Raw genomic sequence first — 22,160 nt, forward strand, 5'->3', positions numbered from 1 at the left:
CCTACTCCGTAAAAAAGTCCGATGGGGCCAGGGTTCAGGGCGATGGGGAGGGCCGTCGGCGCGGATGTGCAGGCAGGCCGGTCTTCCGTCTTGGACCGGGGGCCCAAACGGAGATCGAGCCCGTGCCGACCTTCCATTGAAGGCAGGCGGACACGATGCCGGCAGCAAGGAGTGGACACGATCGGTCGATCGATACGAACCGTTTCGCAGTGGCCGATCCGGCCAGGCAACCCCACATGTAACAACACGTTCGTACACGCCGTGTTCCTTGAATGTCCGATCGTCGGCGATCGAACCTTGGGGCCATTCGACCCCATTCTTAGCGCCTTTGCCCAAATTGTCCAATTCAGGCAACTAGTACGTTCAGTTACCGCCTGCCGCCTGGCCTCAAGGACGTCCTTGCGAGGGGTACACGGGTGTCAGGTGCCAAGGCTCGGACGCTGCCGTGACGGGAGGCGCTGCATGGGCACCGGAAAAGTTTGCCAGGCCGGTGGGATGCGGCGCAGCGAGCGGAGGCAAGGGCATGTCGATCGCATGGATCAGGCGTCCTTCGTCGTTGTGCTGCACGCGAAGCTGGCGCGACTGTTGCCAGACGAACAGGTCGTGCCGGTGGAGCGCCGCATATTTTGCGATTTCTGCAAGGGTCGCAAAACGCGGTGTCCAGGCTTTTCCTGCACGCATCGGCGATGCTGCATGCCCATCGTATGCCGGGCTTTCGTGATGCGAATGTCCATGCTCGTCGTCCGGCTGACGATGGATGCGATGGCGCATGAGCATGAACAGCGAGGTGACCACGATGGCGCCCAGCACGACCATCGCCAGGACACGGTGCTCGGGAGCCTGGGGGACAAAGTGCCGCCACAGGTGAAGACCGATGAGTAGCCATGCGATTCCCACCAGAGCCGGCCGGACCCAGTGCAACCAGAAGTAGAACAGCGGGTTGCCAAGCGCCCTGTGCTGCTCGCGGAGTTCGCGGTAGCTCAGCAGCGCGAGATCGATGATCAGAGGCGACTCTCCAGGCACAGACCACGGGACATCGCGAAACGCGACCTCTCGTTTGGTGCGGAACCGGCGGTAGCGCGCCGGCTGGCCCGAGGTGTGACTTGCGTTGCTGAGTGTCTGAATACGGGTACGTGCATTAGGCATGGTGAACTCCTCGGTCGGGACTGGTCCAGATGGCGCGCCGGCCTCTGCGGCGCATGACCATGATGGGCAGAGCCACCACGGTGCAAAACATGCTGATCAACCAAAAGGCAATCGGATACCAGACCGTCCAGGCGTAATAACGCAGGAGATCACGGTCGTAGTGGCGGTCGATCACCAGGCTCACCAGAATCTGCAGCAGACAGGTGGCCGCGAGCAGCCCGCCGTGCCAGGCCGGAATGAAAGTGGGCTGGGTCGCCCCGGGCAACCCGAGCAGCACGATCGCCAGCAGCATCAGCACAAACATGACGAAGGCCCACAGCACGCTGGCAAAGTATTCGATGAAGATCGGCCACATGCGCCATTGCCTGGGAGAAGCCACAGCGCCGCTGTAGCGCGTCAGGGTCTGCAGCCCGCCGATCGCCCAGCGCAGGCGTTGCTTGAACAATCCACGCAAGGTTTCCGGCATCAGGATCCAGCACAGCGCTCGCGCTTCGAACTCCACCCGCCAGCCCTTGAGTTGCAGGCGCCAGGTGATGTCGATGTCCTCGGTCAGCGCCTCGGGGTTCCAGCATCCGACTTCCAGCAGCGCCTTGCGCCTGAACATCGCGATCACGCCGGATACGGTAAACAGCCGGCCCCACATCTGCTGCGAGCGCTTGATCAGGCCGATGGTCGAGGAGAACTCGCCCACCTGCATGCGCCCCAGCAACGTGGTGCGATTGCGGATACGAGGGTTGCCGGTGATGGCACCGACGTGCGGCGACTGGCGCATGCGCAGCACCATCCAGGCGACGGCGTCGGAGTCGGTCAGTGCATCGCCGTCGATTCCGAGGATGTACTCGCCACGCGCCAGCAACGCGGCGGTGTTGAGGCCGACCGCCTTGCCCTGGTTGGTTTCGTGGTGCACGGCGCGCAGGCGCGAGTCCTGCCGGCACAGCTCGTCGAGGATCTCCGCAGTGGCATCGGTGCTGCCGTCGTTGACCAGGATGACTTCGAAGTTCGGATAGAAGGTCTGCTGCAGCCGGGAGACCACTTCCCGGATATGCCGTGCCTCGTTGAAACACGGCACCACGATGGAGACCATCGGCCAAGTCTTGTAGGCACTCAGAGGATCGAAATCCAGCGTGTCGGATTTCTCGAAGATCCAGGCATGCACGGCACCGCCGAACATCCATACCCAGGCCATGACAAAGGGGTAGTAGAACGCATACCAGTACAGCGGCTGCAAGACGGAAGCGCTGAATCCGCTCAGGTTGTTGAGGAAGTCCATGGCCTAGCGGGTTTGTTGAATGGATCGGACCGTGCCGCCCAGCCCCGCGAGGGGCCTGGCTGCGGCGGCGGCAGAAAGCGCACGCCCGTTGCGGGGCGCCGCCGGAGCGGCCACGGCCGGCGGCTGCGGCTCGGCGGTCGGTGCACTGCGACCCGGCGCCAGACCCTGGAGGCTGTCGTAGGTGGAGAGCACGCGGCGCAACATGTCCGAGCCCGGCTGATTGGCGAGGAAGTCGTCCGGGTAGTAGGCGAAATGCCGGATGCCCATGCGCTTGAGCAACATGAACTGATGCTCGAGCACGTCGTCGGGGATCGGCCGGTCTGCGTGCCGCCAGTCGCGTGCCTGCAATTCGAAAATCGTCTTCTGTACACCCCCCGGCGTCCTGAGCGCCCGGCGTGCAAGCGCCTGCAGCCAGCCGTCGGCATCCCGCTGCTTTTCCATGTAGGGCATGGCCATCACGGCGACGTAGTTGTAGGCGGCCAATGCGCTTTCGTAATCCTGCGACATCCATTGGGCCGCGGCCTTGTCGAGCAAGGGCGGCGCGTAGAGGTTTCTGGCCGTCAGCAACTCCGGGCGCCAGCGCCTGAGCGTTTGCGCAAGGCTCAGCGTGAAATCGGTCAGGTGCCGGGTCTTGGCCTGTGCCCAGGCCGCGGCCAGAACCGGGTCGCTGCGCAGAGCCTGGATGTCCGCGGGCAGCCCCCAGCCGGCATAGGCCTGCAGGGCTTCCGGGCTCACGTCCTCGTCGTCGCCCAAGGTCGCGTCGTCATGGAACAGGATGCCGTCCGCCTGCGTGTAGCGCCCCAGGTCGTCGTAGATTTCGGTGATCACGCGCCGGGTGTCTTCCGCATACGGAGACAGACGCTGGTAACGGCCGTCCGTGTTCACGTCCGGCAAGGTCTGGACCAGCGTGCGGGCCTGCGCGTGGTCCGCCGGCAGATTGAAGGCCATGACGGGCATCCAGGCATACACACGCGCCGGCGTCCGGGTCTTGATCTGCCAGGCCACGCGCCCGAACAAGTCGGATCGCATGGGCAGGTGCCGATTGGGGAAGTACAGTGCATCGGCCTCGCCATTGCCGTCGGGATCGGCATAGGCTTGCAGGAACACGCTGGACACGCCGACGCTCTTGATCCGTTCGAGCAAGGCCGAGAGATTGGCATCCTGCTGCACGGGATCGCTGTCGTAGACGTAGTCCAGGTCCACGTGCATGGCCCGATGGATGGGACGGATGCCCTCCCCTTCCGGCTGGCTGAGCATCGCGGACTGGTAGTTCGCCGCATTGTTGCTGTACGAGGCCAGAGCACGCCGGACGACGGACAGCGAGGTGCCGGCGTTGTTCGCTCCCGGTGTCAGGGTCATGGTGATCGGCATACCGGCCCGGCCGGCGGCGTCGAGAGCCAGTTGGTTGTAGGCGCCGTAAGGCCACACCATCGTGCGCACCACATGGCCGGTGTGCTGCTCGATGAGCGCGCGACTGTGCCTGAGATCGCCTTCGATGCGCGCGACATACTGCGCATCGGTCTCGTAGGAGCCCGTCGAAGGATCGTACGCGTGGGTGACGGCGGCCGGGATCAGGTTGCCTTGCGGGTTGGCCTGGATGCCGGTGTGCATGGCATGGCTGTGGCTGGCCAGTTCGACCAGGCCGGAATCGGCCATCTCCTTGATTCGCGCCCAGCTCAGAAAGGCATCGCGCGGCTGCAGGGTGTTGCCGAACTCCACCTGCTGCCCGCTCGGGACTTCGAGCCATTGAGTCACCAGCGCCAGCACCGCCGGGTATCCGAACTGCTGCAGGAGCGGGAAGACATGGCTGTAGAAACTGGTGTAGCCGTCGTCGAAGGTCAGCAGCACGGAACGGTCGGGCAAGGGCTGCCCGCCTTGCCGCGACTCCGCAATGCGCTGCAGACTGACCGGGTGGTAGTCGTGCGTCTTCAGCCAGCTCAAGAAATCCAGCAGATCCCGCGCCGAGGTCCGCGTCGCGTCGGCAGGCATCGTGGACGGCGCCTTGAGGTTGTCCACGACGTCGTGCAATGCAATGACACGGAAGGTCTGGCCATCGTTGACGTCGGGCTGCGGCAACTGCTGCGCATGGCCGGGACTCAGAGCGCATGCCAGTGTCGCCAGCCATACCCCCATTGCCGACAGGACTCGACGCCGGAGCGACCCCAGCCTGCCTCGTCCCTGTTCGACGTGTGCAGCGTTTGCCGCAGGTCGACGGTCTGTGTGGAATGAAGAATTTTTCATGGCAACGCCATACTCAGTTTGAAGAACAGACTGAAGTTGCGTTCACTGCGTCCGTCGTAAGGGTGGGTGGAGACGAGGGCGCCGTAGCTGAAGGTCCGGCTCTGCCCCAGGTTCCATTCGTGCCCGTAACTCAGCGCGCCCGCCGGTTTGCTGTCGTAGCCGGACTGCCGGTAGCCGCCGACATCGATCTGCACCAGGTGGTTCATCTGCCGGTCGGCATCTCGCCACTGCAGGATGCGCAAGCTGTTGGCGAGGTTCAGCGAGCTGTCGTGCGACGGATTGAAGTAGGCCGCGTCGTCGGCGCTGTTGTGCCCGAAGCCCAGGTCCAGGCGCGTCGCGAACTGCCAGCGAGGCCGCTGGATCCAGCCCTCCTCCCAACCCAGCAGCCACGAGGTGCGGCGGTTGCTGTCGCTGAACCGTTGGAACTGGCCCGATGCGATGAAGCGGCGAGATTCGTGGACGGTGTAGCTCGCCCCCAGGGCGGCCTCGCGTGCACCGATGTTCGCCTCACGGGCACGCCACGGAATGTCGGTGCTGTTGCTGTCCACCCGTGCCGTGAAGTCCCATTGGTCGCTGGCTCTCAAGTCGAGCCGGCCGGCCCCGCCTGTGCGATACGGGTCGCGGGTGGCCTGGTGGACCTGAGCCTCGCCCCGCCAGCGGTCGACATCCCACACCAGGCCGATGCCCGTCCGGGCCAGCTGTTGCGACGACCCGTCGTCGAGGCTGCTGCGGGTGTAGCTCTGCTCGGCAAACACCCGCCAGGCATCCCGAGCCAGCGCGCTGCTCAGGCGGGCGCGCAGGCGGTAGTCCCGATCGGCGGTGACCGAGTTGCTGCCCGAGTTGCCACCGAAACCCGTTTCGCCCTCGACCTCGAGCTGAGCGGCCCGCGCCACCCGATCGCGCCGCGCTGCGGCCTGGGTTCCATACTCGTCGGGCCAGTCCCTGATCATGCGATCGAGTTGCAGCCGGGCCGGTCCCCATTGATGCAACTCGCGATGGGTATCGGCCAGCGCGCCGATCAGCGCCAGATTGTCGGGCTGGTCGGTGCGAAAGGCCTGCAGGCGTTCCATCGAAGCCTCGGGCCGTTGCCGGGCCCGGCTGGTCTCGGCGGCACCGAGCTGAAACGATGCACTGCGGGGTGCCAGATCGGCAAGCTGCGTGACACGATCGTCCGCACGCGCGACCTGCCCCATGTACAGCCAACTCATGGCCTGCAGATTCAGCAGTTCGCTGTAGTCCGGATTGGCCTGGCCGGCCGCCGGCCCCTGCCGGATGGTGGGCGAGGTGCTGGCCAGAAGCGTGTCGAGAAACGCCTGCGATTGCTCGAAAGCGCCCACATCGACATAGGCATACGTCAGGCTGTAATGCACCGACAGCAGACCCCGGTCCATCCACTGACCCGCAGGACCGAGCGCCGCCTCGTAAAGTGGAATCGCCTTGAGCGGCTGACGAGACTGGCTGTAGCAGTCCCCGACCACCCGGCGTGCGGAGAGCGTCACGTCCCGCAGTGCAGGCGACCAGCTTTCGTAATGGCGCAGCACTCGCCTGCACTGGCCCGACTCCTCCATCGCGATGTACCAGTCGAAAACAAGGGCCTTCTGTACCTCGTACCAGGCCGGTGCCTGGGGACCGCGCAGTCCCTCCTGAAGCGCCGGGCTGGACAGTTGTTCCTCGAGATCGGCGACAACGGGGTCGATCAGTGCCTGACGCTGCGGGCCACGCTGCTCGCTTCGGGTGCTGAGATTCCAGCCCAATTCCTGCCCCGTCGCCTGCTGGCGCAGCCGCGCAAGCTCGAGCAAGCTGTAGCTGCCGGGCTGACTGGCCTCCAGCGCCTGGGCCTGCTGCCACGCCACGGAAGCACCGCCGGTGGTCGCGATCATCAACGAGGTCGTGCGCTGACCATACCGATGCTGCGGCTGCAATTGCAGCAAGGCGCTGTAGGCGCGAAGGGCGGGCGTCGGTTGCTGCCGGGCCTCGGCCAACAGGCCCTCGAGCTCGAGCAGCGCGGCCTGTTCCTGCGCGCCGGGGTCGATCAGATCCGAGCTGAGCCGGTCGAGCGCAGCCTCTGCCCGGTCCGTGTCGCCTTGGTCGTTGAGCCAGATCACTTCCTGAACCCGGGCTTGCCAATCGTCGCGGTCCCTGCGCAGCAACTCCTGCACCGCGTCGCCCTGCTTGTCGATACGCCGAGCCTGCCGCGCCAATCCGATCTGCACATAGAGTGCGTAGTCGTGCAACAGCTCGAGTGAAAGCGTGCTTTGGCTTTCGAGCGCGGCCTCCGGGGCAAAGGCCTGGGCCAGCCACACCAGACGATCGGAGACCAACCTCGAGATGACTGCGCCGGGCAGCGGCTCCGCCAACCAGACATCGACCTGCTCGATGGCGGCGATCGGCTCGAGCGTTCCCAACCTCACGCGTCGCACCAGCTCGTCATGCGATGCCTCGGAATACGGTGCGCTCTGCGCAGGGGTGGGTGGCGCCGTCGGTGCGTCCGAAGACACCGGTCCAAGCCCATCCGGCACGGCCTCGCTCGCGCTGATCTCCACCGTGCGAACCTCGGTCGCATCGGGCTCTGCCGCGGCAGCAGAAGTCGGCGTCGAGCCGGTATCCCCCGTGTTCAATTGCGCCCAGCCCGGCGTGCAGACCAGAACGCATGCCGAGAAGACGGCATAGCAGGCCGGGCGGAACCGTGGCGGGTTTTCACTCCGGCGAGTGGACGGATACGACAAAGGCTTGTGCTGAGGACACACCGCGCCATCAGCGATTTCCGTTGACCGACTTTTTGTACGACTAATCATCTGAGGGGCGAACGTAAGGCGTCATATAGACATAACCTCAGGAACACGCTGAATGGCGGCCCTGAGGAACGGGTGCCTTCAGTACGCCCGACTTTGTAGGGTCACGCAAACGCACACCTGTATCAAAACGCATCAAACATTCATTGGATTCTCACATCCAACCGCGACCTCAAGAATGTATTTCCGCTCACGGCATCCTCGCTTCTTTTGGATGGCAGACCGTAGGATTCAATGAAAAGCGGTCATTGGCGCAGGCATCCGAATTTTCGCCAATTCGAGCAAATTCAAGAGCTTGCCCCGATTCGATGACTCAAGAAAACGTTTTTCACGCATTTTTTCCCGGCCATCGGCCGCGGTCGACACAGCGGCTCATCGCGAAGATGGGGCCGTATTCAAAGGCACAGAGACCACTGGAAAGACAGACCTCAATCACTTCTTCGAAAAACTTCGATACATTTTGAAATGTACTTTGATAAAAATTCGTTACTTCTAGAGTATCAAGTCTAAAAGAAGAATGATCACCTGTTTGTTTCAGGAGTAGTGCTTGCCAAATTCCCCTTTTCGACAGCTGTTCCATCACGCAGTCGATCAAACCAAGGCAAGGCCCCCCCTTTAGACCCACCCGCAAAAAAGGCGTCGACTCAGCGGTTCTTCGGGTATTTTTGGCGACCGAGACATCGGCCTGTGCATCATCGGCTCGGCGGCATCGCGCGGCGCAGGATCGGGACCTCGGCGCAGCCGGGCCGACAGGCGCGTGTTCCCGGTGGCTCACAGCGGGGCTACGGGAAGATGGGGGCGTGGCGGGGTAACGAACGACAGCGGGCGCTCTGCCGGGTGGCTCGGGCCCTGGAGCAGCCCGGCTCGAGGGCGGGAGCGCCCCTGGCGCAGCAAGCCGCAAATTGCCGGCAAGCCAGTGGATCGACAGAACACGGCGCAGCGATACAGGCACGGTGCCCGGCATGCGGTGCTGCGAAACCGAAGCCGGACATCGGGGGGACCGACCCTGGGACGGGAATCGCTACCTGACGGTCCGGTCGAACAAAGCGGTACTTTCCGTGCGTACCCTTTTGATGTCACGTTCTTCGGCGGCGGTCAGCAGCATCAACTGTCCCGTCAACCGGTGTTGATAGAGGTGACGGCTTCTGTAGAGCAACCTCAACCATAACGGCCTGCGGACGCGATACAGGTGAATCGCATCTGATTGTCCAGCACCCAGTTGGACCATGGCGCCCTCTTTTCTTCAAAAATGATTCAACTCAGTTTATGTTTTCACCCTAGCCGTCTCAATACCTAGAAGTAGGTAGTATTTATCCCTTTCTCGAAGGAAAACCCTGAAAACCATCGACTTCAGGCCATGCGCCGGTCGAGCCCAGCCATCCAGGCAGGCCCATGGCCCGGTCATCGGCCAAAGATCAGTCTCAACGTCCACGGCGCTTGGGCTGGCAATGTCTGGCTGGACAGGGTCTGCGATGATTCTCGGGTTTCGACCCCATGGCGGCCTCGGCCATCGGGCGGGAAAGCCGAATCGGTCACCCCCTCCCGATTTTTTCTCGACCTATCGGCGACCTCCAGCCATCGCATGCAGCTCGCTGGATAGCCGTATCTATTGGCACGCTCCGTGACCAGCCAACGAATGCAAATCGGGTTCATGGCAGCTCCTTGGAAAGACGACGATCTTAGATGCACGCCCTTTCATTTCGCGTTTGAAAAGATATTTGTCACAACCCTTGCAAATGCTCAATACCTCATTGTGAGTACCTATACTTCGCGGCGGCTCTCCGAGCCTGGCCATTCGGACGGGGTCAGGCAACGTCAAATAGCGTGCCTTTACCCAAAACAGGCCAAAGCGATCAGGCAAAAAATAGGGTCTCGAGCGCCTTGCAAGATGGCTGGGGTTTTCCCTGTCAGAAAGGGGAGTGCCCCAGATGTGGGGAAACCTCTACCCTTACACTACGTTTTGGAGGACATCCAAACCCGCCAATCAGCGTAAGCTGGAACCATCAGCGATAAACGACAAGCAAAGGAGATCTACCATGTGGATGTACATAATCGGCGGCGTCATCTTGTTCGAGATCCTTGGCGGCCTCTTCTTCTACAGCCTGATTTCCGTCAGTCACAAGGCCGACCAGCAATTGGGCGCCATTCGGCGCAGCCGGATCATGAAGCGCAAGGCCACACGGTTCGTTCGAAAGCATCTTGCCACGCGCAAGCCAATACGCGGCGACGCACCCCAGGTGCCGATGGGCAATACTCACCCATCCTGGTAATTTATCGATCACACGCAGGGCGTTTCGGGGTCGCGGCTCCTGCTCGCAAAATCCGCCCGATCACAGCACCCCGGAGCGAGGATAAACATCCCGTTCTGGGGTGTTTGTTTTGGCGCAGCGAGGTGACCCGGTCAGAGTGGAATGTCGGAGGCATTCACCCCAAGCCCTGCCTCATGTTTTTCGGCTGATGGCTGGCGGAATTTCCGCGCTAATTCATAAGTAATAAAAATAACACGAAACCGAAACATGAACCTGGGTCACCCCGCTCTCCCGAGCCTGACGACAGGCCGTTCAGACGAGGCAAGCGCCCTGTTCACGCAGCCGCTGCTGCAGGCTTCCGACAGCGACGCTGCGCACATCCACGGGCGTTCCGCAGGGCGTCCCCTGCACCGCCAAGGCCGCAGCGAGGCCGCTGGCATGGCCAACCGCCATCGAGATCGTCATGACCCGGATCGCCGCCAGCGCCGCATGGGTGGCCGAGATACCCCGGCCCGCGACCAGCGTGTTGTCCAACGACTCGGGCACGATGCTGCGGTAGGGTATCTGGTAGAAATGGTCGTCTCCCAAAGCCTCGTAGACCAGACCGCTGCCCTGCGCGGCGTGGATGTCGATGGGATAGGCGCCGAGGGCAATGTGATCGTCGAAGTGTTGCGGCGCCAGCAGCTCCGGCGCGGTCAACACGTGATCGCCGGCCACCCGGCGGGTCTCCCGGATGCCGACCTGCGTCGCGAACGCGCGCAGGCGGCCATCGGCGCAGCCCGGCACGTGCTGACGCAGGAACTCGGCTGCGCGCCAGGCCTGCTGTCGGCCTTCCATCTCGGCCTGCCCCAGCGCCAGTGCGTCGGTGGCGTCGAGTGCCAGACGGCTGATGTTGAACCAGCCGTCGTTCGAATCCGGATCCCGGCTGGCATGCAACGCGGCGCGGGCCAGCGCACCCGAGGCATAACCCTGCTGCGACAGGGCCTGCATCTGCGCCAGCGGCATGGCCGAGAACTGCGCGAAATCGATGGGCCCGAAGCGGAACATCATGGTGGCAGGCTGCAGGCTGTCCTGCTCGTCCAGCTCGAGGAAACGGGCGCCGGCGCGATGCAGCGCGTCGATGTCTCCCGAAGTGTCGATGAGCACCCGCGGCTCGATCTGCATCACGCCGCTCTTGGTCAGCACAAACACCGCCTGCACCTGGCGGCCCGCACGGCGCACGTCCAGCATCTGCGCATGCAGCAACGGCTGCACGCCGGCCTCGCGGACCATGTCGTCGAGCACGAGTTTGAGCAATTCGGGGGCGTAGGGCACGCGATCCATGTGATGCCCGGTCGACATCACGAACGACTCGTGAGGGGCCGCGCCGCCATAGGCAGCCAGCCGTGCGACCACTTCGTCGGCCAGGCCGCCGACCACCTTGCGCCCACTGGCCGTGGTCCAGCTGTTGAACTGCGCGACCGCTCCCGCCGTGGCATTGCCACCCAGAAAGCCATACCGCTCGACGAGCAACACCGAAGCCCCTGCACGCGCAGCAGCCACCGCGGCCACCGTGCCTGCCACACCGCCGCCGCATACCAGCACGTCGATGGGGAGGATCTGTTTCACGGCTACCTGGGTGCCGGCACGCAAGGCGTCAGGAGAAGAAGTCAAAGTGGACATGGCGATCGGGAGAAGACAAACGGATCAGGGGCGAGAGTCGGCGAAATCACGGCCGTCAGGCGTCAGGCATTCGCCTGGATGTTGCGGGTCTTGATGACCTCTTGCCAGCGCGCGGTTTCCTGGGCCAGCAGTTCGCGGGTCTGGCCGCGGCCCTGCACATAGGGCGTCACACCGAAGGTCGTGAAGCGCGACTTGACGTGCTCGGAGGCCAGGCACTGCGCCAGCGATTTCTCCAGGCGGCCCAGTTCGGCTTCGGATAGGCCCTTGGGCGCCATCAGCGCGGCCCAGCCACGCACCTCGAGCTCGGGGTGGCCCAGCGCCGACAGAGTGGGCACGTCGGGCAGTTCGGCCACCCGTTGCGGCGACGACACCGCCAACGCACGCAGGCGCTGCGAGCGGATGTGAGGCAGCACGCTCGGCAGATTGAGGAAACCCATCGACACCAGCCCAGACATCAGATCGGGCATCAACGCGCTTTCGCCGCGGTAAGGCACGCTGATCAGCGACACCGAGGTCTGCAGCGCAAACAGCTCGGCCGTCAGGTGGGCCAGCGTGCCGTTGCCGCTGTTGCCCGCGCTCAGTTCGCCGGGCTTGGCCTTGGCCTGCGCGATCAGCTGCTGCAGGCTCGTGATGCTCGACGAGGCCGGCACCACCAGCACCAGCGGCTGCGAAGACACCATGCCGATCGGGTCGAGATCCCGCGCCACATCGTAGTTGTAGGCATTGAGCAGCGGCCCGATCACCATGCTGTTGCTGCCCATCAGCAGCGTATGCTGGTCCTTGGCCTGCACAGCCGCCATCACGCCGATCGAGCCGCCGGCACCTGGCCGGTTGTCGACGATGATGGACTGGCCCAGATCGGGCGACATGACTTCGCCCAGAACACGGGCCGAACCGTCGGCACCGCCACCCGGCGCAAACGGCACGATGATGCGAACCGGCTTGCTGGGCCACGCCTGCGCGGCGTAAGCCGGCAGGCCGCCCAGGCCCGCAGCCCCGGCAAAGCCCGAGGCCAGCAGGCCCAGCGCCCGGCGGCGCGAAATCGAAACGGCAGGCGATGCTGCAGCGGCGTCATGCATGTTGTCTACTCCACGGTCTGTTGTGTTTGTCGTCCGATGATAGGCAGCCTTCCCATGCCTATCCAATACATTGATGGCCGCACCCTATACCTTGACGTTATAGTGAAGACGCCCTGCTTTCGCACGGTCTACGGCAGCCCCATCCCATGAATCTCAGGCAAATCGAAGTCTTCCAGGCCGTCATGCAGACCGGCTCCACCGTCGAGGCGGCCCGGCTGCTGCACGTCTCGCAGCCCGGCATCAGCCGCATGCTGGCCCACATCGAACTGCAGTTGGGCCTGACGCTGTTCGAACGGCGCAAGGGCAAGCTGCTGCCGACGCCGCAGGCCGATGCCCTCTATGCCGAGGTGAGGCAGGTGTACCGGGGGGTGCAGCGCATCGACGACTGCGTGCGCGCGCTCAAGCACGGCGGCCACCAGACCTTGCGTGTGCTCTGCAGCCCCAGCACCGGGCTGGCCCTGGTGCCCGCCGCCCTGGCCGCGCTGAGCCGGCGCCAGCCCGAGGCGCGGTTTCAGATCGAAACCCTGCCCGCCCGGGAAATCGAGACCCGCCTCGTCAACCGCGAAGCCGACCTGGCCATCTCGACCGTGCCCATCGAACACCCGGTGCTGCAGCGCACGCCGCTGGGCCACTGGACACTCGCCTGCATCTTCCCCGCCGGCCACGTGCTGGCCGGCCTCGCGCAGGTCACGGCCACACAATTGCTGCAACACCGCCTCATCACCTTCGGTGCACAGACGCCGCAGGCCCGTTTTGTCGAGCAGTGCAGCCAGGCTGCGGGCCTGCCCGTGCAATCGGCAATCGAGGTCCGTTCGGGTCTCATGGCCTGCGCGCTCGCGGCCCAGGGCGCCGGCGTGGCCGTCGTCGACGACTTCACGGCCCGTGCCTTCAGCCACCAGGGATTGGAGCATCGGCCCATCGACAGCGCACCGCGCCTGCAGGTCGAACTCGTCGTCAACCTGCAGTTCGCCGCCTCGCCGCTGGTGGGTCAATTGGTGGAGGGCGTCAGGCAAGCCCTGCAGCGCTGCGATGCCGGGCCGCCTCAACCGGCATGAGGCGATGAAACCTCAGTTCGCGCCCGCGGCGGGCTTCCGTCGACGAACCGGCCGTGCGCCCAGCGACCTCTCACGCGTCTCACGCGTCTTGCGAGCCTTGCGGATCGGCTCGACGGGAACCAGCCAACTGCGAATCCCGTCGTCCACCCGCTCGGCTTGCGCTTCCCAGCCCTGCTTGCGCAGGAAGTCCACATACTCGGCCAGCACCTGCCGGTAGCCCGTGGCCTCGCCAGCAGACAGGTCCGCCAGGGGCTCGGCCAACGGATCCGCAACCGCATCGATCTGGACCAGCAGCTTGTGCAGCGTCGCCACCCGCTGCTCCTTGCCGCCTGACTCTTCCATGGCGTACATCAGGCTCAGCACCATCGGAATGCTCATCGTGGACGGAACAGACACCGGCATGGGCTCGCATACGGCAACGGATCGATCATGCCGGAGCGCCTCGATCAGGGCCTGGCAGCACCGTTGTTCTGCATCCTCGTCATTGGCCGGTGCGGGCACCAGTTCGCCGATCACCTCCAGCAAGACCGGGGTATCGAACACCGGGTTTTCTGCGGCGGCCCAGCGTAAAGCCGCGACGGTCGTTCGCAGGCGATCCAGTTGCTCTTCGCGTTCGCCGAGCAGGCTGGCGAACACCGATGCGCCCCTCATGGCTGCGGCGTGGAGCGGGTCTTGTTGTTGCTGCATGGTTGGGCTCCTTCCGTTCATGGCGCGGCTGTGTGCGATGGAAGGGGAACGGCATCGAGCACGGGGAGCTTGATGGCGCATGCAGCGGGGGTGGCTTGAACCTTCTGGGCGTCACCGGGCGTCCGGTACATCGTCCAAAAAAGACAGGCGAGCGTTTGCGTACGGGGATTGACGGCGCAGCGGCGTGCGCAGACAGCAGCGAGAGTATCGGCCATGGTCGGCTCCTTGCAGACAGGTTGAAACCTGCCGCCTTCGCGACCCACAGAATGAGGCGAACGGCGGCGCGCCTTGCACAGGGCGACCAAGCCCAGACCTCTTTCGAGATCGAGGCAGTCTAGTGCGATCGGAGCTTCGATACGGGTCAATCAACCCGCAACGAACACCTCTGCAGGATTTCGCGCGGTCTCTTTCGCCTCGGTCGAGCACGCTTTCTGCGTTCACCATCCGATGGCACGGCAAGCAGCGATCCGTGTCCGCGAAAGAGGTCGTCACCTGATCGCCCATGCAGCGAAAGCCCGTTTCCGCAGGGCACGAAAGGGGTTCGACCGGTCAACCATACCCTGCTTTTTTTTCACCACGACAGCGCGCCCGTCACAGCGCTCCCCCTTTTCTGCCCCCTCGATGTAGGGCGAGAACTGAATGTTCGAAGTCCAGTGCCTTGCCCGGATTAGCATGGAATCTCAACAAAGGAGACTAGCCATGCACAAATACGAAATCTTCTACGACTTCAACGGCAGTGCACGCAACGCCGTCGGCGAGCATCCCAACCGCACGGATTCGGCAGCCGAGATCATGCTGTTCAGGCTGGAACACAAGCCGCATCACGATGCGATCAAAGAGATCGAAGCGCATGCTCCCGAGAAGAATGCAGAAGACCAATTGGCCGAGGCGGGATATACAAACGTTCAGGTCAACTGGTTGGATTGAAGCCCACGCCACTTGGCGCCGTCGCGGAGATCTCTGCTTCGCCACCATGCCGACTTCGACGACACGGCGGTTCGCAGCCCTGAGCTCGCCGCCGCTTTCTCTCGCCCGCGCTTGTGAACATCGACGAAGCAGCCCATGCTCGTCGCATGCCGAACGACTGCAGAGGCATCCCGACAGGCCTCTCGCCCCCAGCCGAGTTTGAACGAAAACTCAGGGGTATCCATACAGTAGGAAACGGGTATCGTGCAGCGCCTGCCGTGCTCGTCTTGCTCGCTCCAGGCCCACCGGCAACCGCCATCCCCCGCGTCAGCGATTTCAGACACCGCCGCACATTTCCATGCGGCAGACGACTACGCGGCCCATCGACTTCAAATGTTACAAATGAGGTATTCCAACAACAAAGACAGGAGTTAGATGTTCGATTCATATGATCGCTCCAGCCCGCAATACCTCAAATACAAAAATGCGACCATGGTCCTCATCGGACGCTGGCTCAATGGCATACCTGCTCCGCAGGGTGTACGGATCTACCTGGCACCCGATACCGACAGCGGCGCGATGACCTTCCTCGAAGAACATACGGCGGAATGGCTGGATTGGTCCGACGCCGTCAAAAAAACCGAGCGGCGCGCACGTCATCTCATCGACGAGTTTCCCACGTCATCCCATCCGATCGGCGCCGGAAAAACGCGGGCACCGCGTGCCGCGGGGTTTGATTGTTTCTCTGACTGGGCATAGGCTCGGGTGTTCCGGCTCCTGCCGTGCGGGTCATTCCGGCTCTCGAGGCGGGCTGCTCGCAGGTTCCGGATCGGTCTCGCCAGCCAGGTCGAAGACGAGAAACAAGCCCTCGATGCGGCCCGTGACCTCGTGTGAGGACTCGACGAAGTAGACCTCGTTTTCCTTTTCGGCCGTGAACATGAACTCGGCAAAGTACCGCACCCTGACCTTCCTGCCGATGACTTTGACCCACTGGATCTGCAGATGCTGCAGCACGGCCTTGTTGTAGCCGGTGGATACGTTCAGCAGTGCGCGCAGCGGGCCTCGCAGTTCGCCCTTCTGATTCTTGAAAGACCGCTGAAGCAGCGCCTTGAGTTCCATTTCGTTTTCGAGACCTGCAACGGTGATGGGAAAACGGATTTCATTGTTTTGCATAAATTTTGAAACAGGCGCTGCAGCAGACGACGCTCAATGCCAACGGCCTATGGGCTTCAAAGGCGCCAAGGCGTCACCGAGCACCCGACCCACCGACGGACAGTCCCCTGCCCGACAGGACACTCTTCCAGCCAGTGGCTATCGTTGAAGGGGTGCCCGCCCGCCGCCGAAACGCGTGGCACGCGCTCGGCTCACGGGTTCCCGGCCGCAACCGAACACGGTGTCGCCGTAGCGGCCTTGCCTCACGGCAACCGGCCACCCGATCGGGATTTGTTTCATGACTCGCCTTGTTGTCTGGATTTGAGAATCTATGAGATACGAGTCATAAATCTAAGCCCAAAAGTAACTATTTTTACCTACAAATTGTGAAGTCTTGCTTCAGCGAAGGGATCTCCTGAAGCCTTCCGGTCATTGACGACGGAAATCCGCCGGTGCATCGCAGGCGGCGCAGCCCGTCGCGCAACGGCGAGGCCGGCGTGGGCGAGATGAACCCCGGTTCGAGGATCGGTGCCGAGGCGATGGGCAGGAGCCTGGCATCGACCCGAGTAATACTTGACTGCGTGTAGGACAAATCTCACAATTCCGCACTCCAAGGAGATGGGAATGGTGTCTTTCAAACTTCGCCACACTCGCGGCGACGAGTACACGCGTGTCGCCCGCCCGCTATGGGCCAAGCTGTTCTTCGGCAATCGCCGGCTTTTCAAGTCCCTGCTGACAGGCGCTCTGATCCTGGTGCCGTCGCTCGAGATCGAACAGGCCGAGGCCAACGATCGGCAGGCCCGGGCCAGCCAGTTCGAGATCAAGGAACGGAGCTGAGCCGCGTCCCTCGTGACGCGCTCACCCCCGGAACAGGCTGTCGTTGACGACAGGGGTGATCACTTGCTCGGACGCGAGAGTCATCTGGCGTATTTCTTGGCCCCAGCGACGCACGCGACCGCGGCCAGCGTGACCCAGAGCATCGTCCAACTCACTGTTTCGTGCAGCAGGACGGCAGCCCAGCCCAGGCCCATGAAAGGTTGAAGCAACTGCAGTTGCCCCACGGCGGCAATTCCGCCTTGCGCCAGGCCGCGATACCAGAAGACAAAGCCGATCAGCATGCTGAAGATCGACACATAACCGAACCCGATCCAGGCCCGAGTGCCCACGGACTCGAACGATGCAGGCATCGAGAGCCAAGCGATGGGCAGCATGGCGGGCAAGGAAAGCACCAGAGCCCAGCTGATCACTTGCCATCCGCCCAGCTTGCGCGATAGCCGCGCGCCTTCGGCATAGCCCAGACCACACACGACGATCGCGCCCAACATCAAGAGGTCGCCCTGCAGCGATGCCTCGAGCCCACCCAGGGCAGCGTAACCGGCGACGAACGCCGCGCCGGCGACCGAGAACACCCAGAAAGGCAGGCGAGGACGTTCGCCTCCGCGCAGGACGGCAAATACGGCGGTGCTCAGGGGAAGCAGGCCCAGGAAGACGATGGAATGCGCCGATGAAACATGCTGCAAGGCCAGTGCGGTCAACAGAGGAAAGCCGACCACCACGCCCACGGCGGTGAGCGCAAGCGACGGCGAATCGGCGAGCGAAGGGCGCGGCTGACGCAACAGGAGCAGAAACGCCAGACCCAGCAAGGCCGCAAGGGTTGCCCGGGCCGAAGTGAGGAACATCGGGTTCAGATCGGCGACTGCGACACGGGTGGCCGGCAGCGAGCCGGCAAAGATGGCGACGCCGATGAAGCCGTTCAACCAGCCGTTCGTCTTGTCTTGCACGGGAGTCTCCTTGATACGAGACTCGAGTACAGCGCGGCAGCGCCGGCGCGTCCAGACACAATCCAGTACACCTTTACGATACTGTTATGCATACAAAACCAATACAGTGGGCAGAAGCATGACACGAACCGGGACGCTCATCGAGCAGGTCATGGCCAAGATACGGGCCAGGATCGCATCGCGAACCGACCTGCCTGGCGCACGCCTGCCATCGGTAAGGGCTCAAGCACAGGCTCTGAAGCTATCCGTGTCCACGATCGTGGAGGCCTACGAGCGGCTTGCAGCCGAGGGCGTCATCACTTCGCGCCCCGGCGCCGGTTTCTACGTCGCGGGCTCTGTGGCCCCGCTGGCCTTGACGGAAATCGGCCCCAGGCTGGATCGAGAAGTCGATCCACTCTGGGTATCTCGCCAGTCGTTGGAAAGCCATCGGTCGGTACTCAAACCCGGCTGCGGCTGGCTGCCCACCTCTTGGCTGTACGAGGATGGCATACGCCGTGCATTGCGTGCGCAGGCCCGCGCCGAATCGCTGGAGCTGACCGATTACGCCACGCCACTCGGGCACCCCGGGTTACGTCAGCTGCTGACACGACGGATGGCCGTGACCGGAATCGACGCGTCACCCGAACAAATCGTGCTCACCGAATCCGGTACGCACGCCATCGACCTGATTTGCCGGTTCCTGCTGAAACCAGGCGACAAGGTCCTGGTCGACGATCCCTGTTACTTCAACTTTCACGCCTTGTTGAAGGCACATCAGGTTCATGCGATCGGCGTGCCGTACACGCCGAACGGACCCGACCTTCAGAAATTCGAATCGGCCCTGCGCGAACATGCACCGCGGCTGTACATCACGAACTCCGGCATCCACAACCCGACCGGCGCAACCCTTTCCTCGCTGGTGGCCCATCGGCTGCTGAAACTGGTGGACCCGTCGGAGCTCGTCATTGTCGAGGACGACATCTTTGCCGATTTCGAAAACAGCCCTGCCCCACGACTTGCCGCTTTCGACGGACTGACGCGGGTGATTCACATCGGCAGTTTCTCCAAGTCGGTCTCCGCATCGGTGAGATGCGGCTACATCGCGGCCAAACCGGAATGGATCGAAGGCCTGTCCGATCTGAAAATCGCAACCACCTTTGGCGGAGGCCGGCTGGCAGCCGAAATCGTCTTGAGAACGCTGACCGACAGCGGTTACCGCAAACACATGGAATCGGTTCGTCTTCGATTGTCGGAACAGATGGACAGGACGGCCGCACGGCTCGAGAAATTGGACATCACGCCGTGGCTCGTGCCCAATGCCGGGATGTTTCTGTGGTGCAGGCTGCCGAAAGGCATCGATGCCGCAGGGGTTGCGAGGGCCTGTCTGAAAGACGGTGTCGTCGTTGCGCCGGGCAATGCATTCAGCCTATCCCTGAGCGCTGGCGACTTCATGCGCTTCAACGTCGCGCAGTCGGCCGATGAACGCGTGTTCAAAGTACTCGGCCGCGCGCTCTCCCCATCGGCCCCGGCCAAGAGCCAGCCAAGACCCGCACCTGCCGGGAAAGCCGGCTAAGCGAGCGCAGCCAGATTGGTGTGATGGGCGATGACCTTGGCCGCCAGGACGTAGGCGTCCTCGGCCCAGTCGCCTTGCAGACCGAATTCATTCCCATCGAAGACATAGGTCGGAATCCTGTCGGGAAAGATGCGAACTTCCCAGTCCTTTTGCAGTGATGCTGACCGCGCAGACCGGTATGCCGAGCCTCCAGAACCAGCAAGCCGATGAGCCGGTGGTCGTCGGACCCCCAACGAAATCGCAGGTAGGACTCGCCGATCGCGGTCCTCACATGCAACTCGTCGTCGCTGGTGGCGGTCACTTCGGTCGCGAGTGTCAGCATGGGATCGAGCAGCTTCTCCTGCAAATGCCCAAGGATGTATTCCTTGCGTCGTTTGACGCTGAAAAGAACCGATGGGTCCAGGTTTGCGAGAAAGGCACCTTGGCCTCCCGCGTCAAACGAATATCTGATGGCGCTGTCTATTGGCATTCCCCCCCCCCCTCCTCTACGCAGTCATGCGCTGCGTTCGCATGATGCCATTTTTCACAAAACCGGCCACTCATTTTTTCATCGATCGATGATGGCTTTTTGCGGAGCACGCTGAAGTGGCCTGAGGGACCTCGCCTGCCTGCGCCCACGGCCCGGTCTTGACCCTTGCCCCAGGCCGCGCAGGGGCTCGACCGCTGTACGCCATCGGGGCCTCACGCAAGCGCGAGCTGGATCTCGGCAGTGCCCGGGCCTGTCGCCGAGGCGCACCGGTAATCCCCCTGACTGTCGGTGCCGGCAGCCGGTCGGGTACCATCTGCGCCATGAGCGATGACCCCACACTTCCGGCTTACACGGGGAAGCACTTGACCTTCCTCATCTCTATCGAATCAGACGGCAAGAAACGCCGCCGTCGGCGGGCTGCGCTCGTCCTGGTCGCCGCAGCCTCGATCGGTATTGCGGCAACGCTGTGGGCGGCTGCTCATTAGCGCCTCCTTCCATCGGCCGCCCGTACCGATCGCAGGAAGGTCTCGGCAGGTTCAGGCGCGTTCGGTGTCAGCGGCGGCCTAAGGGCTCTCGTACGCGCTGTCGGCACGGCGAGTCTTGGACCGGAACAAGTGGAAAACCGGCCCCGTCAGGGCTGTCGACATCACGGCCAGGGTCACCAGAGCGGCATACGCATGCGTCGAGATCAGTTGCTGATCGAGAAGGATGGTTGCGGCCACGATCTCCATCAAGCCCTTGCACTGAAGCAGCGACCCGACCGCCAGCGTGTCTCGCAAGGATTCGAACTTGGCAGGCGGGTACAGAAGTACGGCGACCAGCTTGGAGGCGAAAGACAGACCAAGCAGGCCGATGGACGCCACCAGAGCCGTGCTGCTCAACGCATTGCCATCGATCCGCAACCCGCTGTGGCCAAAGAACAGAGGCGCAAGGCCGAGCAGCGCAAACATGCCGAGCCGTTCGACGGGAATGCGGCGTACCCACGCCGGGGGTATGACAGCACCGGCGAAATAAGCACCCAGCAATGCATGCAGGCCCAGTTGCGCACTGGACCATGCGCCGACAGCCAGATACGCCGGCAACAGCAGCCAGATCACGCGCGCAGGTGGGGTCGGCAGACGCTTCGCCGCAAACCCAAGACCCAGCAATGCCGCCAGCGCAACGAGCGCCAGTGCGGCCGTGCCATCGAGTGAACCCGCCGCCACGCCGCCGTTGGCGACAAAGATCAAAGCGGCCAGCCCGATCCAGAGAACGGCGTCGTCGATCACGGCAACACTCAGCGCGACCTTGCCCAGCGATCGGTGAGCGGGGCCGAGCTCTCTGACCACGCCGACAAGAACCGGAAGAGCACTCACCGCCACGCACAGCCCGATGGCCATCGCCCCCAACCATCCATGGCCCTTGGGCGATAGCCACTCGGGCATCTCTTGCAGGAAGTACTGCGCCGCCATCGTGCCCACCGCAAAGGGCAATGCCAGTGCCACGCCTGCGCTGAGCAGCAGTCGCCCGACCGAAGGATTCAGATCTTCGGCGACCTTGCCTGAAGCATCCTCGGGGCTGTGCCTCATTTCCAGGCCTGCAGAGAAAGCAAGGATGAGGACACCGACAAAACCGACCGTGCTTCCGATCTCGGAGGGAACGCCCAACGAAGCGGGCAGTATGTCTGCCCAGGCCAGCCCGAGCCCGATGAGGATCGGTAGAACGGCAAGCGGAATCGAACGGCTGACCATACGCCAAAGTATCCAGGGAAGCAGGACAAACAACAGCGCGTCGGCACCAGCGACCAGCAATGGGTGCATCGATCTCTCCTACGACTGCAGAGCGCCCATTCTATGCTGCAATGCAACATATCATCGAATGATGAAAAATGATTAATTTTTAGAAGCAAATAAACACCGAATGCACGCATGGGCCGCAGGCCATCCGTCTCTCCTTGCAGGCCGAGTGCGGACTCGTCCAGCGTCATGTCCACGCCGTGATGCCATCGGTCATGCTGCGCAGACCATGGCTGAAAACGCGGGCAGCATCAAATCCAGTCCCGACGATGCGGCTCATCCATCGGTCGACCGGCGGTACAGCACAAAACGTCAGCAGGCAGGAGATGTCGGCGCCCCACCCT

The 22,160-nt window shown here is 63.1% G+C and carries 17 protein-coding genes; 6 read left to right on the plus strand and 11 right to left on the minus strand.

The window, feature by feature from the left end; genetic code table 11:
- Window positions 1–387 precede the first annotated feature (387 nt).
- The 5 genes from EC845_RS04645 to EC845_RS22060 all read right to left on the minus strand — a co-directional run bounded on the left by EC845_RS04645 (window position 388) and on the right by EC845_RS22060 (window position 8,029).
- Complete coding sequence (locus EC845_RS04645; protein WP_148077244.1) at window positions 388–1,146, minus strand: hypothetical protein; 759 nt, start codon at window positions 1,144–1,146, stop codon at window positions 388–390.
- A complete protein-coding gene (gene pgaC, locus EC845_RS04650) occupies window positions 1,139–2,416 on the minus strand; it encodes a poly-beta-1,6-N-acetyl-D-glucosamine synthase (RefSeq protein WP_123296011.1) in 1,278 nt (425 codons plus the stop codon). Before pgaC ends, EC845_RS04645 begins: the two co-directional genes overlap by 8 nt.
- 3 nt (window positions 2,417–2,419) lie before the next feature.
- Window positions 2,420–4,549, minus strand: coding sequence for a poly-beta-1,6-N-acetyl-D-glucosamine N-deacetylase PgaB (pgaB, locus tag EC845_RS04655; RefSeq protein ID WP_158615619.1), 2,130 nt, complete (start codon window positions 4,547–4,549; stop codon window positions 2,420–2,422).
- A 104-nt stretch (window positions 4,550–4,653) separates the two neighbouring features.
- Window positions 4,654–7,275, minus strand: a complete 2,622-nt coding sequence (locus EC845_RS04660; protein WP_148077245.1) for a hypothetical protein — start codon at window positions 7,273–7,275, stop codon at window positions 4,654–4,656.
- Between the two features lie 502 nt (window positions 7,276–7,777).
- Window positions 7,778–8,029 carry a hypothetical protein gene (locus tag EC845_RS22060; protein WP_148077246.1) on the minus strand — a complete coding sequence of 84 codons (252 nt, stop codon included), beginning with the start codon at window positions 8,027–8,029 and terminating at the stop codon, window positions 7,778–7,780.
- 1,456 nt (window positions 8,030–9,485) lie between these two features.
- On the opposite strand from EC845_RS22060, the gene EC845_RS04670 reads away from it, so the two are divergent.
- Window positions 9,486–9,719, plus strand: coding sequence for a hypothetical protein (locus tag EC845_RS04670; protein ID WP_123296015.1), 234 nt, complete (start codon window positions 9,486–9,488; stop codon window positions 9,717–9,719).
- A 291-nt stretch (window positions 9,720–10,010) separates the two neighbouring features.
- Here EC845_RS04670 and EC845_RS04675 read toward each other — a convergent pair whose 3' ends face one another.
- Together EC845_RS04675 and EC845_RS04680 are read right to left on the minus strand one after the other, a co-directional pair.
- The gene (locus tag EC845_RS04675; RefSeq protein WP_123296016.1) at window positions 10,011–11,360 is read right to left on the minus strand and encodes an FAD-dependent oxidoreductase; all 1,350 of its coding nucleotides are present in this window, start codon (window positions 11,358–11,360) and stop codon (window positions 10,011–10,013) included.
- A gap of 62 nt (window positions 11,361–11,422) precedes the next feature.
- On the minus strand, window positions 11,423–12,439 hold the full coding sequence (locus EC845_RS04680; protein WP_123296017.1) for a tripartite tricarboxylate transporter substrate binding protein: 1,017 nt from the start codon (window positions 12,437–12,439) through the stop codon (window positions 11,423–11,425).
- A 146-nt stretch (window positions 12,440–12,585) separates the two neighbouring features.
- Between EC845_RS04680 and EC845_RS04685 the strand changes: the two genes are divergently transcribed.
- Window positions 12,586–13,494 (plus strand): LysR family transcriptional regulator, encoded by a 909-nt coding sequence (locus tag EC845_RS04685; protein ID WP_123296018.1) that lies wholly within the window; start codon window positions 12,586–12,588, stop codon window positions 13,492–13,494.
- 12 nt (window positions 13,495–13,506) lie between these two features.
- On the opposite strand, the gene EC845_RS04690 is transcribed toward EC845_RS04685, so the two are convergent.
- Window positions 13,507–14,181, minus strand: coding sequence for a hypothetical protein (locus EC845_RS04690; RefSeq protein ID WP_123296019.1), 675 nt, complete (start codon window positions 14,179–14,181; stop codon window positions 13,507–13,509).
- Between the two features lie 699 nt (window positions 14,182–14,880).
- Between EC845_RS04690 and EC845_RS04705 the strand changes: the two genes are divergently transcribed.
- Both EC845_RS04705 and EC845_RS04710 read left to right on the plus strand, forming a co-directional pair.
- A complete protein-coding gene (locus tag EC845_RS04705; RefSeq protein ID WP_123296022.1) occupies window positions 14,881–15,108 on the plus strand; it encodes a hypothetical protein in 228 nt (75 codons plus the stop codon).
- A gap of 414 nt (window positions 15,109–15,522) precedes the next feature.
- Window positions 15,523–15,846, plus strand: a complete 324-nt coding sequence (locus EC845_RS04710) for a hypothetical protein (RefSeq protein WP_123296023.1) — start codon at window positions 15,523–15,525, stop codon at window positions 15,844–15,846.
- Window positions 15,847–15,876: 30 nt separating this feature from the next.
- Here the strand turns inward: EC845_RS04710 and EC845_RS04715 are convergent, their stop codons facing one another.
- Window positions 15,877–16,260: a hypothetical protein gene (locus tag EC845_RS04715; protein ID WP_123296024.1), complete on the minus strand. Its 384-nt coding sequence runs from the start codon at window positions 16,258–16,260 to the stop codon at window positions 15,877–15,879.
- A 603-nt stretch (window positions 16,261–16,863) separates the two neighbouring features.
- On the opposite strand from EC845_RS04715, the gene EC845_RS04720 reads away from it, so the two are divergent.
- On the plus strand, window positions 16,864–17,076 hold the full coding sequence (locus EC845_RS04720; protein WP_123296025.1) for a hypothetical protein: 213 nt from the start codon (window positions 16,864–16,866) through the stop codon (window positions 17,074–17,076).
- 80 nt (window positions 17,077–17,156) lie between these two features.
- Here the strand turns inward: EC845_RS04720 and EC845_RS04725 are convergent, their stop codons facing one another.
- On the minus strand, window positions 17,157–18,020 hold the full coding sequence (locus EC845_RS04725; RefSeq protein WP_123296026.1) for a DMT family transporter: 864 nt from the start codon (window positions 18,018–18,020) through the stop codon (window positions 17,157–17,159).
- A 118-nt stretch (window positions 18,021–18,138) separates the two neighbouring features.
- Between EC845_RS04725 and EC845_RS04730 the strand changes: the two genes are divergently transcribed.
- Window positions 18,139–19,572 carry a PLP-dependent aminotransferase family protein gene (locus tag EC845_RS04730; protein ID WP_123296027.1) on the plus strand — a complete coding sequence of 478 codons (1,434 nt, stop codon included), beginning with the start codon at window positions 18,139–18,141 and terminating at the stop codon, window positions 19,570–19,572.
- A gap of 1,032 nt (window positions 19,573–20,604) precedes the next feature.
- On the opposite strand, the gene EC845_RS04740 is transcribed toward EC845_RS04730, so the two are convergent.
- Window positions 20,605–21,840, minus strand: coding sequence for a cation:proton antiporter (locus EC845_RS04740; RefSeq protein WP_199739723.1), 1,236 nt, complete (start codon window positions 21,838–21,840; stop codon window positions 20,605–20,607).
- Window positions 21,841–22,160: the final 320 nt, after the last annotated feature.

The sequence above is a fragment of the Comamonas sp. BIGb0124 genome (assembly GCF_003752175.1).
Classification (GTDB): Bacteria; Pseudomonadota; Gammaproteobacteria; order Burkholderiales; family Burkholderiaceae_C; genus Comamonas_F.

Excerpts from the sequence above, each read along its gene's own strand:
- EC845_RS04645 (WP_148077244.1), bottom strand. The coding sequence starts at position 1,146 with ATGCCTAATGCACGTACCCGTATTCAGACACTCAGCAACGCAAGTCAC.
- pgaC (WP_123296011.1), bottom strand. The coding sequence starts at position 2,416 with ATGGACTTCCTCAACAACCTGAGCGGATTCAGCGCTTCCGTCTTGCAG.
- pgaB (WP_158615619.1), bottom strand. The coding sequence starts at position 4,549 with ATGGGGGTATGGCTGGCGACACTGGCATGCGCTCTGAGTCCCGGCCAT.
- EC845_RS22060 (WP_148077246.1), bottom strand. The coding sequence starts at position 8,029 with ATGGAACAGCTGTCGAAAAGGGGAATTTGGCAAGCACTACTCCTGAAA.
- EC845_RS04670 (WP_123296015.1), top strand. The coding sequence starts at position 9,486 with ATGTGGATGTACATAATCGGCGGCGTCATCTTGTTCGAGATCCTTGGC.
- EC845_RS04675 (WP_123296016.1), bottom strand. The coding sequence starts at position 11,360 with ATGTCCACTTTGACTTCTTCTCCTGACGCCTTGCGTGCCGGCACCCAG.
- EC845_RS04680 (WP_123296017.1), bottom strand. The coding sequence starts at position 12,439 with ATGCATGACGCCGCTGCAGCATCGCCTGCCGTTTCGATTTCGCGCCGC.
- EC845_RS04685 (WP_123296018.1), top strand. The coding sequence starts at position 12,586 with ATGAATCTCAGGCAAATCGAAGTCTTCCAGGCCGTCATGCAGACCGGC.
- EC845_RS04690 (WP_123296019.1), bottom strand. The coding sequence starts at position 14,181 with ATGCAGCAACAACAAGACCCGCTCCACGCCGCAGCCATGAGGGGCGCA.
- EC845_RS04705 (WP_123296022.1), top strand. The coding sequence starts at position 14,881 with ATGCACAAATACGAAATCTTCTACGACTTCAACGGCAGTGCACGCAAC.
- EC845_RS04710 (WP_123296023.1), top strand. The coding sequence starts at position 15,523 with ATGTTCGATTCATATGATCGCTCCAGCCCGCAATACCTCAAATACAAA.
- EC845_RS04715 (WP_123296024.1), bottom strand. The coding sequence starts at position 16,260 with ATGCAAAACAATGAAATCCGTTTTCCCATCACCGTTGCAGGTCTCGAA.
- EC845_RS04720 (WP_123296025.1), top strand. The coding sequence starts at position 16,864 with ATGGTGTCTTTCAAACTTCGCCACACTCGCGGCGACGAGTACACGCGT.
- EC845_RS04730 (WP_123296027.1), top strand. The coding sequence starts at position 18,139 with ATGACACGAACCGGGACGCTCATCGAGCAGGTCATGGCCAAGATACGG.
- EC845_RS04740 (WP_199739723.1), bottom strand. The coding sequence starts at position 21,840 with ATGCACCCATTGCTGGTCGCTGGTGCCGACGCGCTGTTGTTTGTCCTG.